Below are 15,976 nucleotides of genomic sequence, written 5' to 3' on the forward strand. Positions count from 1 at the left end.
CACATTTATTTGTGCCGCTTTTTTCGCTGAAGTGAAATATTTGCCTCACCAAATCTTACTATATAGTCAGAGGACCTCAACGCCTCACGAAAGGAGGCTAATCCAGTGGATGATGCATCAATTATTGAGCTGCTGCGTCAGCGGGACGAAGCCGCACTAAACGAGCTGAAACACAAGTACGACCATCTGTGCCTGTATATCGCGGGCAATGTGCTCTCTCAGAGGGAGGATATCGAGGAATGTGTGAGTTCCGCCTACTATGAGGTCTGGAACACCATACCGCCTGCCGCTCCGAACGACCTGAAGAGCTACCTCTGCCGAATAGTGCGTAACATAGCCATTAACAGGTATGAGTACAACTCCGCTGCCAAGCGCGACAGACGACTAACGGTATCGCTCGACGAGATAGCCGACTGTGTACCCGCGACTCCCGATGAGAACATCTCGCTCTCCGACCTCGCGGACTCGCTCAGCCGCTTCCTGCGGTCACAGGACGATGTTCACAGGCGTGTTTTCGTCCGCAGGTACACATACGGCGACTCGCTCGCAGATATCGCGCGGCGGTACTCGCTCAATGAGAAAACAGTTGCGACTTATCTCTTCCGCACACGGAATAAGCTCAGAAAGTTTTTGAAGAAAGAGGGGTATGACTATGAATAAGAAGGATTTTATGAAGGCGCTGTCCATGATAGACGATGAACTTCTGCGCGACGCCGACGCTCCCGCAAATACTGCGGAGACTGAATATGCGGAGTCCGTTTCGGGTGTAGAGCAGTACCACAGACCCGTTTGGAAGAGAATTGCAACTCTTGCGGCGGCACTCGTATTCGTTGTAGGTGTCGGTGCGGGAGGTACGTACTATCTCACCCACCGCGGTGCGCCTGCTCCCGAAGAAGAGCGCATAATCGCCGCTTCAACCGCAGAAACAGAAACAACTTCCGCTGAGACAGACAAGCAGGCGGAGGTGACTACTGTGCCGACAAGAAAAAGAGATACACTGGCAAAGACCACCATAAAAGGCGAAACAAGAGAAAGTACCGATACACAGCCCGTATCTGACCCGTCCGAGGACGGCGAGGAGCGCGAGCCCATAAGCGACACGCCCGTTACCACAGCAACTCCAACCTCCCCTGCTCCGCAGACCACTGTCACAACAGGGAAAATAGTTGCTGACTCGACTGCCGTTCAGACAACGGCGATACCCGTATGGACGCAGTTCCCGCAGACGACCCGTATCGACCCTAACTGGTATCCCGGCATCGACCCTTATGACCAGGACTACGACATTTTCGCACAATTGGCAAACAACAGCTACTCACCTTATACCTGCGACGGCATACCAGAATACAGACTTGTAGCTCCCGACGGAACGGAGTATCTTATCAATCTGACAGATAAGTGGGCATGGCGCAGAACTCCCGATATGATAGGTCAGCCCATAGAGCCCGAGGAAACAAAGCTCACTTTCAGCGAGTGGTATTACCTTGAGATACGTGGCGCTGATATAGGAATGCGCGAGGACATATACGGCTGGTAAACACACAATCCTCCATAAGAAAACCTCTCGGATAACCGAGAGGTTTTCTTGTTGGTAAATTATACAGGTATGAATTTTATTCCGTGGTCTTCAATTTCAAACGTGCTCAGCTCGCCGTGCTTTGAGGTGACGTCCCAGTTGCTGTTCACGGACTGTCTGTTGATTCGGAGCTCGCCGTCCTCCTCGTACAGCCAGTACACCCTTTCTTCGCCATTTCTGTCAAACGAGGTGCAAATATAGCCGTTGTGGATATCCCAGACTGCAAGCTGTCCGCATATCCTGCTGCTGAGTCCCATGTCGTAGGTCGTGCAGAGCTCGGGATAGCCGTCACCGTTGATATCAGCGAAGTAAGCCTGTCCGCCAGTCGCCACACTTCCGAACTTCTCACGGGTCTTCTTGTTGTATATCTCTATTGTGCGCTTCATTCCGTTCCATGAGAACACGTAGTCGGGGTACTGCTCTATCGTGATATTCTCGAAGCTGCGGGTATTGAAGCTCTCCACTGATGTGTCATGCCAGCACCATACGCCGTCCACGTCTACGGGAGCGGCAGGCTCGCACTTGCCGAGCAGAGACAGCGTGTAGGTGTCTATCGCGAGCAGGTCGTTGTAGTTTGCCTCATAGCCTGTGCCTTCGATAGCAAAATACTTGTTGCCTGCAAGCGTGTACTCGTGTATCACTCCGCTATTGTCAGTGACATAGATATGAGTGAAGCTCCCGTCGAGGTAACGCCACTCGTTGCCGACGCTCTTGGTGAAGCTGAGCTTCTGTATCATCGGGATAAGCTCCTTTATCTCGTCGTATCCGAGAGATACAGGATAATCGTACATCGGGTGACTGAGCTCGACACATCTGATGTAGTCGACATGGCAGTCCTTGATGTTACCGAGTACGTTGTCGAGATAGTCGGGGTCGCCTTCCGTGCGGCGGCATTTTACTACGAAATCCCACACATCTTCATAGCGTATGTCGATATGCTCCTGCTTGGACGGATTTGTGCATTTGCCGTAGAATAGCTCTACAACGCCGCATGGCTCTTTGCTGTCGCCTGTCATTGCGTTGACAACGAGCGTGAACTCAAATTCCATTTTGCCGTCCTTATTCTCGGTATAGACAGGTATCTGCCATACGCATACGCCCGAACCGATGTCCTCGTGGTTATATGGCGCGAAGTCGCCTAATGTCAGCTTGTCGCCGTACTCAGACAGCTCCTGAACACGGTGCAGCGTCATTCTGCCGTCTGCGGGAGGTATCGGCACGGGAGCAGTCGTAGTCGCGGGAGATGTTGTCGTCTTTGCCGCGGTAGTAGTGCTGCTGCTGCGCTTTGCTGTTGTAGTTGTGCCTGCACGCCCCGAAGCGGCAGATGGAGCCACGGTTCTGATGATTGCAGCCTTTGTCGTCGCTTCGTCCGATTTGCTCCCGTGCAGCTGAGGCCCTGTGGTATTCGCGAGCTGCTCGGCTTCTTCATTCGCGGCTGTAGTTGCAGCGGACGACTTGTCGCCCTTCTTGGTTGTGGTCTTAGCTGCATTGTCTGTAGTAACAACATTCTCGCTGTCCTCGGTAGTCGGAGCAAGAGCCTCCGACTCGATGATATCGTTGTCGGGAGCAGATGTGCCGCGGTGCTTGATATACAAACCTCCACCGACTGCCAGTCCCGCGACAAGCACTACTGCTGCCGCAGCAGTTGCGAACGTGCGCAGACCGCTCCTGCGGTATATCTCAACGCCCGAGACAGTGAGCCCAGCGCCGAGCTTCTCGTCCCCGACTGCCTCCGAAACGGTATCGGAAGGTGCAGCTGCTTCTTTAACGAGCTCATCGTCGATCATATTCATGGCTTCATAAATTTTCAGCTTATTCATGATCATAACCTTCTTTCCGTAAAAAATCTTTCAGCTTGTTTCTTGTCCGAAAGAGATATGTAGCGACCGTTTTCTCGTTCATGCCGTAGAGCTCCGCGATACGCGACAGTGGGTCGCCGTACCAGTAACGCCGCACGAACACCTTGCGGTGCTTCTCGTCCTGACTGTGCAGGAAGCGGCTTATCAGCTCAGCAAGCTCCGACGCCGAGAGCCTGTCTTCTGCGGGTGCGGGTATGCACTCGGAAAGCTCATCCAGCGAGACTGTCAGCTCAGGGCTGCGCTTTGCCGCAGAGTTGTACTTGAGCCTGTCTATAGCTTTATTCTTCACTATACGGCAAAGGTAAGTTTTCAGGTCGTTCGGTGATTCGGGAGGGATTTTGTTCCACACATCGAAATATGCAGAATTCACACACTCCTCCGTATCCTCGTGAACCGACAGGATATTACCCGTCACATACAAGCAGAGCTTACCGTATTTCTGCTTCAATTCTGCGATCGCACGTTCATCTCTCTCACGGAACAGTTCAATTATCTTTATATCTTCCACTGATAAGCCCCCTTCCGTTGAGTGCTGAGGTCCTCTATCTATTCAGTCGATTTTTCTTTGTAAATATTTCACCTGTCAGATTTTTTTCTGTCAGCGGTCCGATAAATATGTTTTCGCTCCACGAATATTATTCGGGAGATATAACAGCATTACGGCAGTCATTGATGACACATTCATTATAACCTCCCGCATCAGAATTTGCAATATATTACTGTCTTTTCAAATTCTCTGACAAATGTTATAATCATAGTGTAACCTTTCGGTCGGATGACACGTACATAAAGCAGAAGGATGAAAGGAGGCGTTCGGGTGGAGGACAAAAAGCTCGTAAGACAGCTCTCAAAGAAGAATGAAAAAGCGCTCGTGGTGCTCGTCGAGCGGTACAGCGCATATGTCAGCACCATTGTACGAAACATCGTCAGCGGTGTGCTCTCCGAAAGTGACATCGAAGAGATTACAGCCGACGTTTTTATTCGTATCTGGAACACTTCCGATAAGCTGCGTGCGGAGACTCTGCGTTCGTATATGGCGGCTATTGCTCGCAATCTCGCTATCGACCGTCTGAGACGTGAACACTTCACCGTCGCGCTCGACGAGATTGAACTTGGCGACGGTTCGGACATCGAAGCTGAAACGGAGCGGCAGATGCTCGCCGACGAACTGAATGATTCCCTCTTTGAGATAGAGCCTCGAAGCCGCGAGCTGCTGCTGAGATTTTACTACTATTATCAGAAGATCCCGCAGATAGCGGCGGAAATGTGTATGAGCGAGACCGCTTGCAAAACTGCGCTCCACCGCGCACGCAACAAACTGAAAAAGAAGCTTACCGAAAGGGGGTACGGCAATGAAACATAACTTGTATGAGCTGTTTTCGGATTATGACAGGGAACTCCCCGAAATAGATGAGCAGCCCTGCAACACCGACCGCATCAGGCAGCTCGTGCTTGAAGGGACACAAAAAAAGATCCCCAAAAAGCATATCAAGCCAAAAATGTTCATCATCTGTGCTGCGGCTGTTATGACCGCTGTCACAGGTATGACCGTCACAGCTGCAACTACCGACGGCTTCAGCCGCTTCCGCGATATCCTTCACAGGACTGAGCCGAGCGCAAACATGACAGGCGAGCTCCCGCTGTTGAACGGCGAGGATGTCAGCGGAATGGAGCGCAACATCTCCGAGAACCGTATAGTATTCACGGGCGAAGGCGATATGACAGTCTCGACCGCGGGTATGTACTACGACAGGAACACTCTCATGCTCTCACTCGAGATGAAAGTCCGCGAAGGTATCACTGTTCCCGAAAATGTGGTAGTGATCGCTGATTTCAGCAAGCTCGGAAACGGTACAAGTACGGTGCTCACGGGGCAGAGCGGTCTCGCCAACACCGCAGCGCTCACGCGGAGCGATGACCCTTACACATATTACGCGACCTTCTACCTGACATCGCAGGATATAGCGAACAGCAGAATAGGAGTGTCCATAAACAGGATCATCTCAGCAGACGACATATCTGATATTCAGAGCCGTATTATCGCCGAGCAGACCAAATGGAGAGAGGAATTCGGTTTCGGCACTCACACAGAAGATGAATGGAAACTTTACTGGAAAGAAAACGACTTTGATCTCCGTACAAGAAAACTGCTCGACGAGTATATACTCAAGTGCGACAGTATCATCGAAGGAGAGTGGACGGCAGAGCTCTATATCTCCGATGCAGATGAGGCTTCTGTATTCAGCAGGGACGGATTTACCGTCACCGCAGACACGCTCTCACTGACTCTCGACAACGACAGGGAGCTCTCCGAAACTGAAATCGCTGTACCCGTCGTGACTGCAAAAGACGGCTCGGTCATGTACGACGGAGGCACGCGAGAGAAAGAATGGTTCGCCGAAAACGGCATTATAAACGGACAAAACTCCTTCTGTTTTGCCAACAGGTTCTCAAACGTTTTCAGCTACTGCAAACCCGTCCCCGTCAGCTGTATCGAAAATATAAGTGTATACGTGTTTGAACTATCTGACGGCAGCCTTACCGCAGAGCGCCACATCATCTACGAAGCGGAGGAAGAAAAATGAAAAAGGCAGCTTTATTTCTCGCAGCAGCTATGCTGACGTGCTCGGTATCGTGCAGCAGTAAGAACGTCAAAACATCATACGATGCAACCTCTCAGAGTCCCGCTGCAAATACAGATAACACTACAAGCGGCGAAAAGTCTCACATCACGATAGCAATTGCCGAGTCGCCGAATACGTGGCGCGGCTGGCAGCATATCGGGGACAGGATCGAAAAGCTGAACAAAAGCGACAGTCCTTACACCGTCGAAATAAAGCACTATGAGTTCGATGAGGACGACTACAACGGAGATACCTCTATATCCAGACTTTCTATGGATATCCTCGCGGGCAAGGCTCCAGATGTCGTATCTGCTGCACCATTTCAGCTCGACAAATTCAGCAGGCACGGCTACCTTACCGACCTCTCCCCTCTTATGGATTCGGGCTCGGGAATAGTGAAGTCGGACCTCCTTGACAACGTTATGGAAAGCGTCAATGAAGACGGCAAAACAAACGTCATCTACCCCGCATTCGATGTTTATACTGCCGCCGCAAAGCCTGAATTTGTCGGTGATAAGGAAAACTGGACGGTCGATGAGGCAATTGCTGCCTATAACAGCTTCAGCGGCGACTTTTTAGCAGATATGTTTACCAAGTATGACATTCGCCACTACTTCTTCAACGGCGTTATGCTTGACAGTATTGACTGCAAGTCTCACACCTGCGACCTTGACAGCAGTCTCGTTCCCGTTCTTGATTTTCTCACGCAGCTGCCTCCGATGGAGAAGCGTCTGGGCGACGGCACCGCTATTATAGGACAGATACACGACAACTCCGCTCTTGTCAAGGAGCAGCAGATCAGCGGTATCAATCAGTTCTACGCAAGCGAGATCCTGCGCACATTCGGAAACGAACCGATGACCTTTGTCGGCTATCCGACAAATAACGGTAAAGGAAGCTATGCGGAGATATCCTGCGGATTCGGGATAATGGAAAATTCTAAGCATAAAGAAGAAGCTTGGCAAGCCATCTCCGAACTGTTTTTCAGTGATGATTTTCAGCGTGAGATAAGCGACTACAGCTACGGAGTCCCTGTCAGAAAGAACACGCTTGAGAGTCTTCTTCACCCCGAGACGACATCCGATATCACGTCCGCAGAAGATGCTTCAGCCGGTGCGAAGCCACCGTTCGACACCTCAATAACTGCATCCGTCGAGGTGCCGAACGGAGAACTAATGAGGCTGAACAGCGAGCAGATCCGTCAACTTGGCGACTTTCTCGAAAACCTTGAGATAGACCCGTTCGTTGACCCCGCCATGGAGCAGATCATCAAGGAGGAGAGCGATTACGTTTTTGAAGGTGAACGCACGATAGATCAATGTGTAAATATACTTCAGAACCGCATCGAGCTTTACCTCAGCGAGTCACAGTAAATGAAATATGAAATTCGGAACGCTGCGCTTTGAGTTCGCTCAGGTATACATGGCTCCTCATACTGGATTTTGCGATCTGGATAATAGACACTGCGATATTGGAGCAATGGTATCATCTACGACGGGCAGGCGCTCCATGCAAGCAGAACGCCGACGGCTCACGCTCAAAGACGTGGGAAGAACTCCCGAACGCAAACGCGGCTGACTACACGGCGCCGTCGATTTCTGAGGAGCAGGGAAGAGCCATTGAACAGAGGAATCTTGCACAAGTCAGAGGACTGAAAATTAACAATTCATCTATTGACATTTCTACAGAAAATGATAAAATAAGAAATATAAAGATAGATGATGCTCGAGCCGCAATACAAGGTACAAAAATAAATGATAATGTGATAAAAACTATCATTGATGTTCTAAGTGAAGATGATAGCCAATACTTATTTGATGAGATTGCTGTTGTAAAAGAAGATTATAGGATCATAATGCAAACCGATCCTGTGAAAAAAGGAACATTTTTTGATATTCGTCTGAACCTTAATGAAAACTTTTTAGGTGGGAAGACGATAGATGAACTTGACAGTGAAATTTTTAATTCAAAAGTTACTGTTTGTAATTCGTTCCGAGAAGCAATAATACACGAAAAGTACCATGCAAAACTTATCAACGGATTAAATCAAGGTCAACTCGACGCTATATATGAAGAACTGTCAGAAATAAATATTGATGGTATCAGTAAAACTGCTTTCAAAGACGGAAACGAATGTATTGCTGAGGTAGGTGTATTATTTGAACGTGGTGAAACAGATGACTTACCTGAAGAGGCACGCAAAATATTCAATAAATACATAGGAGGACTGTTATGATTATTACATCTGACTGTGACTATTGTAAGAATTGTACTGGTTTCAAAAATGGACATGGTATATGTAAAGCTTTTCCTAACGGAATACCTTATGCCCACATGGATAAAGATTTGAAAGCATTAAAGGAATGTAACAACGGAGTAGGCTTTGAACCAAAGAACAGTAACAATGAACCGTCTAAGTAATTAGGCGGTTTTCTTATGCCTGCTTGAAAGAGGTGTTGATGTGTGGCGAAACCTAATGTACGCCCTGACCATAACGGCACTCAGAGGGCGCAGTTCAACAGCAACAAGAAAAAGATATACGCGACGCAGACGGTCTGCGGTATCTGCGGGAAGCGAGTAGACTTCAAGCTGAAATTTCCACACCCGCTCTCGCCGTGTATTGACCACATAATTCCTGTCGCGAAGGGCGGCGACCCTTCAGACATTTCCAATCTTCATACTGCACCTGATATCGTCGGTGGCATTGCTGATCGAGGACGAGCCTGCCGACGATACCGAGTACGCTCGGGAACACGTTGACCGCAAAGCACTGGCGAAGGAGCTCAGGAAAAATGAAGAACTTGGTATGCACATGGGGTAACGAAACGTGACTCCTCGATATAGGGAGTCACCTTAAACACGACGTCAGCTCACGGTAAACAAATCGTTCACCATCTTGCACCTGCCCTGAATCAGAGCGGGTGTGAACGAAAAATTTATCCCTTTGTAACACATTGACCGATATCGAGCCCGAGATGAGCTGAAGCAACGAAATATAGCAATAAACAGCCGTGGGAAACTCCCCTGCGGCTGTTTTTTCTCGGCATACGCATTACCATAACTTATGTGCGAAAGTTTGCATAGTGACAACATAGGTAAACAAGTTGGCAAAAGAAAAAAGCTCGATAAATCGAGCTTTCCAATGTGTTATCTATACGAAACAGATGAATTTCATGCGCGGAAAACAATTCGCGTCCCAGAAAAACTGAGACGCGAAACTGCGTGCGCCCGCTCGGCGCTGGTGCGGATAACAGGACTTGAACCTGCATGTCCTTGCGAACATATGGACCTGAGGGATATGTTACATTAGTGAAAAAATAGCTTGTATATTATGACCTTTTTTACTTATGTCCGATCAATTTAAGACTACGGCTTGCTCTTCAGCTTTTCGCGGAACTCCGAAAGAGTTATCCCCTCGTGCACCTTGAACTGCTTGGCAAAATGCGCATATGACGAATAACCGCACAGCTCCGCTGCCTTTGTGAAAGTGAGGTCTTCACTGAAGAGGAGTTCCTTCGCCTTCATTATGCGAAAATCTATCAGCTCTTCAAATATGCTCTTCCCGAAACATCTCTTATATGTTCTCTGCAAATAGCTTCTGCTGACGTGTGTCCGTCTGCACAATTCCTGCACGCTCCAGTCTATTTCAGGATTCTGCTGCATCTCCTCACGTATCTGCACAAGCTTATTGTAAAGCTGGGGATTCTCAGTGTTTCTTACAGCATCCCTTCCATTTGCTCCGAGTTTCACTTTCTCCTCAAGCTGCTCGAAGGCAAGGCACAGATAGCTGATAAGTGTGCAGTATTCCGACTGATAGCAGCAAGGCAACCTGCCGAATGACAACGCTGCTATACCAAATTGCCGCTCGTCCATATGCAGAAGTGAAAGATAATATGCGCTCGGATGCTCCGGATCATTCGTCAGATAAGAAATGATGTCCGACTGCTTCATCGGGGCATCCTTAATTCCGCCGCTTTTTCCTGCCCTGTCAGTCCAGAGTACCTCGCAGAAGTCAGCGTGAGCCGGGAAATGAGTATGCGGCTCCAGCGACCTTAGATAACGGTCTGTCAGGAATATGCGGAAATCTCTCCAATGGCAGACGAGATAGATCCTGCTTGCGATAAGATATAGCAGGTCATAAAGCGTATTTGTATGGATAAGCTCAAACAGTACCTCACTGTGATAGAACCACTCCTTGTATCTTGAGACGAGGTGTCTCTCGCGGCGGCTTTTCTCTGTCTGACGCTGAACCGGAACACAGCCGCAGCTGTGCCCTATCTGTATCTGAGCGTTCCTTGAAGGTGCTCTGCGGCAGTTCCTTCCGGTCATGAACGTGTAAAGACGTCGGAAGGCGTCGATACCGAGCTGATAGCAGCTTTTCGGAAATGTCGTGAGACTCACGTCGCTCTGTGGATCGTCGAGATAGCCGTCAAAGCCTGTTACTGCAATATCAGACGGAACGTTGATACCTGCCTTGCTGAGAGCGGCGATCAGAGAATCTGCCATAATATCATTGGCACAGACTACCGCTTCCGGCATCGCAAGCTCTCCGCTGATGAGACGCTGCGCATATTCTACCGGAGCATTCCGCCAGAAATCTCCGTATGTATAGTATGTATCATCGTAATAATATCCGTGCCGCTTCATAACGCTGAAATATGCCTGTAGCCTGTCCTCAGCCTGAGAAGTGCCTTTGGTTCCGGTCAGGCAGTATATCTTTTTGTGGCCGTGAACTTGTATCATATGCTCGATAAGCATGGCAAAAGTCTCAGGGTCATGGGAAACGGTGTTCTCAAAAAAAGGGTGTTCACGTGCGTCCAGCATCATAACCGGCTTTCCGGTGCGTTTGAGAAGAGTATCGAGCTTCTTCTGTATCCCGAAGTGGGCAAAAGCATTCTGATCATAGATGAATCCGTCGAGATCCGGAAGCTCTATCAGCTTGAAAATATCAGCTTCATGTTCTATATGAGGTGATATGGGCTCCTGAAAATTATTTCTTGCTGCAAGCACGATGACATTGCAGTCTGCGCAGTTGCTCTGAGCAATGACACCGCATATCATCTCAGCTATATAATCGCGGTAGCATTCCGCTGTGACAACTCCGACGGTCAGCCTTTTTTTCATTGGCTGCTCCCTCCCTTCCCGTTCACATTATAACATATTATTCCATAAATGGCAACAGGTACAGAAAAGTGATCCGTTGCAGTACATCTTTGCCAAGATACCGTTGATGCCGCCATACTGATATGTGATATTATGAATAAGGACACAACACGATCCGACATATCATTATGCGCTTTTATGTGAAATTGTCTCATAGCGTGATACAATAGAATCTTGCTAATCGAAGCGTATTCGATTATAATAGTTACAGGTGGATAATATGCAGATATTTACTGCAAGTAATACGACCGCAGAAAGGAATTGGGAAATGAAAAAACGCATCTCAGGCATTCTAAGCCTTGCAATGGTACCGGCTCTGCTGTGCAGCTATGCCGGTATCGCAACTCCGGCAAACACCGGATTTATGAATACGATAAAGGCTGAAGCAGCCGAAATCAGCGGAAGGGTGCTATACGTTGCAGAGAACGGAAACGACTTCTCCGGAAACGGCTCTTCTGAAAATCCGTACCGCTCCATAAAAAAAGCCGCTGAAGAAGCTACAGCCGGCACGACCGTACTTATCCGTCCCGGCACCTACATCGAGGACGACATCAGACCGAAGGAATCAGGAAAAGTCGATGCAATGATAGTTTTCCGTCCCGAAAAGACATCTGACATCGGCAAGGTCATAATCAAGCACAAGGACGTTTTTGACGGCTCCTCCGTTACTCCGCAGGTGCGCGCTCAGTGGCTTCAGGACACCGGATGGAAGGAAGCAGAGGTACAGCACTATGACAATGCCGGTATCGAATACTCTATCGCCGGACGCAAAAATCAGCTTACTGACGTTTTCAATCTCTTCGGACGTGATTATATATGGATAGAAGGCTTCGTTTTCGAGGATTACAAGTATGCCCGCAGCACCATTGATATTATGGGCAGAGGAAATGTCGTTCTGAATAACCAGTTCAAGAATATCGGCTGTGTTTACAACGCACCGTGGTCGTGGTCAGCACAGGGCGTATACCGTCCCGATGTTACCATTCCGGTAGCAGGACCCGATAATGTTATCCGCAACAACTACTTCGAGAACGTATACGGCGAGACTCTCTGCTATGACAATCATTCGCAGAACTGCATAATCTCCGAAAACACGTTTATCGGCGCTATCGGTAAAAATGCGGGTGCAGGCGGTGCAGAGTCGTCCACTCTCGGCGGAAGAGCTGACGGCAACAGAAATAATGCCTTCGCCTTCAACTACTCCGGCGGCTCGGTGAACGGCGGTACTATCTGGCTCGATATAAGTGTCCGCGATTTTACTGCTGTCAGAAACGTTGCGCACAACACCGCATATTTTATGTTCAACGAATCGGAATGCACGCGTAACTGGGCATATGAGAACATCGTCTACAATAAGCCTCTTGATGCGAACAAGCGTATGCCTGTCAGCTCGGAATACTTTATGAATTTCCCGGCACAGCGCATCGAATCCGGACTCTTCTCCGCCTTCTGGGACACCGGCTCGACATGGGACGCAAGATGGGTCAACAACGTAACATACAATCTGAAAAACGGTATCTCTCTCGATCGCTCATGGAACAACGAGGTGAGAAACAATATCGCCTATGAAGACGAAAACAGTATGTACAACAGAAATGACACCGTCGGTCTTCTCGTCAAGGAAACCTCAGTTAACGGCTTCCACGCATGGCACGGTATCGACCTGAAAGGCGGCGGCTCAAATATCTTCCGCAGCAATCTCTGGTATTCAGCACGAAAGCCTACCTACGTCCGCTATATGGACCCGTCGCAGCCGTCGATTACGGTGGACGCATTCAACAAGCAGATAGGCTCAAAAACCGAACTTGCACAGGACCCGATGTTTGAAAATGCTGCTGCTTACGATTTCAGACTGAAGGCAGGAAGTCCTGCTATAGGCTCCGGAGACAACGGTGTTGACCGCGGCGCATACGCAGTATATCCCAAAACTGATGTCGGCTGCAACATGAGCCTCGGACTCACGGAAGATGTGAATGTGAGCTTCTCGGCTCTGAATTCCTCCGCAAAGCCCGGCGATGTCATAGAGCTTGAACTGAAGCTCAGCAAGCCTGCCTCGGGCAATATGGAATTTGAAGTTACTCCTGTTGCCGGCGATGCAAGAGTCGATAAGGATTTCAGCTTCGTTGACGACCCGAAGGTCACATTCCGCTCCGGCGATACCTGCAAGACAGTCCGTGTGAAGATACTTGAAGGCTACGACCTCGACCAGCTCCTCGTTTTCCGCCTCACACCTGCCGGCTCAACCAAGCTTGAGGCAGTCGGCGCAAGAGATATGCATCTTATAAGGATAGCCCGTGCAGAAAAGCGCGTGCTCGTGCTCAATAATGTCGGCGATTCTATGGGAACATCCGTCGTTGAGTATCATAAGCCCGGCGAGCTCGTCACTATCGACGCTAAAACAAGACCCGGCTACACATTTGACGGATGGCAGGTAGGAATAGACGCAATGGACTTGACTCCTGTCAGCGCTGACGGCACTCGCTCCACGTTTATAATGCCTGAGTACAATCAGCGGATACAGGCAAAATGGAAGCTCAACGGCGGCCGTGTGAATGTTGCAGGACTGCGGCTTGATAAAGAATCGCTCGCACTGAACGCCGGTGATTCATCACAGATAAAGGCTGATATATTCCCCGATAATGCCACTGATAAGGTCGCGCTGTTCACATCGTCGAATCCCCTCGTTGCAGCCGTAGACAGCAAGGGCAATGTTACCGGATTATCAGAAGGTACTGCCGAAATAATCGTAAGAACACTTGAACCGAGCGATAAACAGTTCACAGCAAAATGCAGAGTAACGGTAACAGGAACGCTTGCACCTGCCGGCGATGTCATCGAAGCAGAGGATTTCAACGATCAGTCCGGCATCGACATCGAGAGCTGTAACGAAGGCGGAAGGGATGTCGCTTACATTGAAAACGGCGACTATATCGGATTCAAGGGCGTCAATTTCGGCAGAGGTGCAGAATCTATCAACCTCCGCGTTGCTTCTAACGGAAGCAGCGGTGCGGTAGAAGTACATCTCGGCTCGCCGGACGGAAAACTCATCGGCAGTATGGATGTCAGTGAAACAGGCGGCTGGCAGAGCTGGACTACGCAGAAGTGCAGGATAGACAAGACAACCGGCGTGAACGATGTATATTTTGTTTTCAAGGGCGGCGAAGGATACCTGTTCAATCTCAACTGGTTCAGCATCAATTATCCGTACGAGAACGACAGTCTTTCAGGCGACGTCAACCTTGACGGCGAGGTGACTATTGCAGATCTGGTAATGCTCGAAGAGTGGCTGATAAGCAAGAGCAAAACTCTCACCTGCTGGCGAAACGGCGACATCTGCAAGGACAACAGGATAGACACATTCGACCTTGTTCTGCTCAGAAAACTGCTCATTGAAAAGTGAGAATAAAATAAACAGCGTCCGGAAGCATAACACTTCCGGGCGCTTTTTTCGTGATACAAGAATATCACGGCTCATAAAACTGAACCGCGAAACAAAGAGTTTTTTCATCTTGCTTCAGGATAGACTCATAGATTCTGTTATGAGATGTTTTTTGCCTGCTGAACGTCATTTTATAGCTGTATTATAAAAATCTAAAAACTGGACAAACAATTCTTCATCTAATCTTGTACTCCATTTTGTGTGATCGAGATTTTCAGTTATATACTCAGCCTTGTCTTCCTTAAACCGCTCTGTATTCTCTTCAGCTTTGTAATCATAATCAATTGATTCGAGCCATTTGTCAAATCCGGCATTAAACTCATCTTTGTATGTGTTATCAGGATCGTTGAATACTTCATTATGCCCTCTGTCCTCAAATCTTATGAAGGTAAAACGTGGATCGCCCTTGTATTCCTCATAATACTTATCGTATCCATATTCAATACCTATCACATTATCATCTGCACTATGCAAAACCAGTATTGATGCATCTGTGTTCTCAAAGCCGTCCATCGCAGTGTCTGAAGCATATTTACCATACTTGAAACGCTCATATATCTTGATAAACGGAGTCATCGCATAGATCACATTTCCAGCCTGAGACTTACCGCCTGATTCAAACATATCAGATGAACTGTTAAAGCCCGAACACTCGATCACAGCTTTGACCTCGGGGTGGTAGTTCAGAACAGCACATACACTATATCCACCCCAGCTATGACCGAAAAGCACGATCGGAAGCTCAGGTATCTCATCATTATCTTCAACAAAGGCGATCGCATGGTCAAGATCGATCACACCCTGCGGAACACCGCCTACACCCTCACCTTCACTTTTATCACAGCCGGTAGCATCGTAGGCAAATACATAATACCCATTTGCTGCAAAAAAATTTGCAACGTCCATATAGGAATTATGTCCGCCTCCGCCGAATCCATGAGCAATGACTACGATGCCGTGCTGATCGTTACCGGCACTGTATAGATACCCTGCCAGTTTCTGTCCGTTATCAGAGGAAAAGGAATATTCCCTGCACTCCAGCGAATCGAAATCCTCTGTTCGGAGCATCAGCGGTTCGTAGCTGTCACAGCGAACATTAAAATTCTCATTATACATCATCACACAAAACGCCCACCAGCCTATTAGCAATAATACGATAGCACTCAAAAGAACGATAATTGCAACTTTCTTTTTTGATTTTATTCTTTTCATCGAAAATAAGCTCCTTATACAAACTGAAATACTATCTGTTCAGTAAATACAGTAGATTCTGATTTGGTTTATTGTAAAGGCCACAGACTATTGCGTCTGTGGC

At 48.5% G+C, this 15,976-nt stretch carries 13 protein-coding genes; 9 read left to right on the plus strand and 4 right to left on the minus strand.

The window, feature by feature from the left end:
* The first annotated feature begins 105 nt into the window (after window positions 1-105).
* Both BMX22_RS01830 and BMX22_RS01835 read left to right on the plus strand, forming a co-directional pair.
* Window positions 106-660 (plus strand): RNA polymerase sigma factor, encoded by a 555-nt coding sequence (locus tag BMX22_RS01830; protein WP_074740223.1) that lies wholly within the window; start codon window positions 106-108, stop codon window positions 658-660.
* Window positions 653-1,537: a hypothetical protein gene (locus BMX22_RS01835; RefSeq protein ID WP_074740224.1), complete on the plus strand. Its 885-nt coding sequence runs from the start codon at window positions 653-655 to the stop codon at window positions 1,535-1,537. The genes BMX22_RS01830 and BMX22_RS01835 overlap by 8 nt, the downstream gene beginning before the upstream one ends.
* 59 nt (window positions 1,538-1,596) lie before the next feature.
* Here the strand turns inward: BMX22_RS01835 and BMX22_RS01840 are convergent, their stop codons facing one another.
* Both BMX22_RS01840 and BMX22_RS01845 read right to left on the minus strand, forming a co-directional pair.
* Complete coding sequence (locus BMX22_RS01840) at window positions 1,597-3,396, minus strand: hypothetical protein (RefSeq protein ID WP_143055453.1); 1,800 nt, start codon at window positions 3,394-3,396, stop codon at window positions 1,597-1,599.
* Window positions 3,389-3,943 carry an RNA polymerase sigma factor gene (locus tag BMX22_RS01845; RefSeq protein WP_074740226.1) on the minus strand — a complete coding sequence of 185 codons (555 nt, stop codon included), beginning with the start codon at window positions 3,941-3,943 and terminating at the stop codon, window positions 3,389-3,391. The genes BMX22_RS01840 and BMX22_RS01845 overlap by 8 nt, the downstream gene beginning before the upstream one ends.
* A 309-nt stretch (window positions 3,944-4,252) precedes the next feature.
* Between BMX22_RS01845 and BMX22_RS01850 the strand changes: the two genes are divergently transcribed.
* The 6 genes from BMX22_RS01850 to BMX22_RS01875 are packed head-to-tail and all read left to right on the plus strand — an operon-like array spanning window position 4,253 to window position 8,819.
* A complete protein-coding gene (locus tag BMX22_RS01850) occupies window positions 4,253-4,798 on the plus strand; it encodes an RNA polymerase sigma factor (protein ID WP_074740227.1) in 546 nt (181 codons plus the stop codon).
* Window positions 4,788-6,020: a hypothetical protein gene (locus BMX22_RS01855; protein ID WP_074740228.1), complete on the plus strand. Its 1,233-nt coding sequence runs from the start codon at window positions 4,788-4,790 to the stop codon at window positions 6,018-6,020. The genes BMX22_RS01850 and BMX22_RS01855 overlap by 11 nt, the downstream gene beginning before the upstream one ends.
* Window positions 6,017-7,432 (plus strand): extracellular solute-binding protein, encoded by a 1,416-nt coding sequence (locus tag BMX22_RS01860; protein ID WP_074740229.1) that lies wholly within the window; start codon window positions 6,017-6,019, stop codon window positions 7,430-7,432. Before BMX22_RS01855 ends, BMX22_RS01860 begins: the two co-directional genes overlap by 4 nt.
* 29 nt (window positions 7,433-7,461) lie before the next feature.
* Window positions 7,462-8,295 carry a hypothetical protein gene (locus BMX22_RS16330; protein ID WP_074740230.1) on the plus strand — a complete coding sequence of 278 codons (834 nt, stop codon included), beginning with the start codon at window positions 7,462-7,464 and terminating at the stop codon, window positions 8,293-8,295.
* A complete protein-coding gene (locus BMX22_RS01870) occupies window positions 8,292-8,480 on the plus strand; it encodes a hypothetical protein (protein WP_074740231.1) in 189 nt (62 codons plus the stop codon). Before BMX22_RS16330 ends, BMX22_RS01870 begins: the two co-directional genes overlap by 4 nt.
* A gap of 42 nt (window positions 8,481-8,522) precedes the next feature.
* Entirely contained in the window at window positions 8,523-8,819 is a 297-nt protein-coding gene (locus BMX22_RS01875; RefSeq protein ID WP_081349017.1) for an HNH endonuclease signature motif containing protein, read from the plus strand.
* Window positions 8,820-9,425: 606 nt separating this feature from the next.
* Here BMX22_RS01875 and BMX22_RS01880 read toward each other — a convergent pair.
* On the minus strand, window positions 9,426-11,183 hold the full coding sequence (locus tag BMX22_RS01880) for a substrate-binding domain-containing protein (protein WP_074740232.1): 1,758 nt from the start codon (window positions 11,181-11,183) through the stop codon (window positions 9,426-9,428).
* 307 nt (window positions 11,184-11,490) lie between these two features.
* On the opposite strand from BMX22_RS01880, the gene BMX22_RS01885 reads away from it, so the two are divergent.
* The gene (locus tag BMX22_RS01885; RefSeq protein ID WP_177172951.1) at window positions 11,491-14,622 is read left to right on the plus strand and encodes a carbohydrate-binding protein; all 3,132 of its coding nucleotides are present in this window, start codon (window positions 11,491-11,493) and stop codon (window positions 14,620-14,622) included.
* A 165-nt stretch (window positions 14,623-14,787) separates the two neighbouring features.
* On the opposite strand, the gene BMX22_RS01890 is transcribed toward BMX22_RS01885, so the two are convergent.
* Window positions 14,788-15,873 (minus strand): alpha/beta hydrolase, encoded by a 1,086-nt coding sequence (locus BMX22_RS01890; RefSeq protein WP_177172952.1) that lies wholly within the window; start codon window positions 15,871-15,873, stop codon window positions 14,788-14,790.
* Window positions 15,874-15,976: the final 103 nt, after the last annotated feature.

Source organism: Ruminococcus sp. YRD2003, assembly GCA_900109435.1.
Classification (GTDB): domain Bacteria; phylum Bacillota; class Clostridia; order Oscillospirales; family Ruminococcaceae; genus Ruminococcus; species Ruminococcus flavefaciens_G.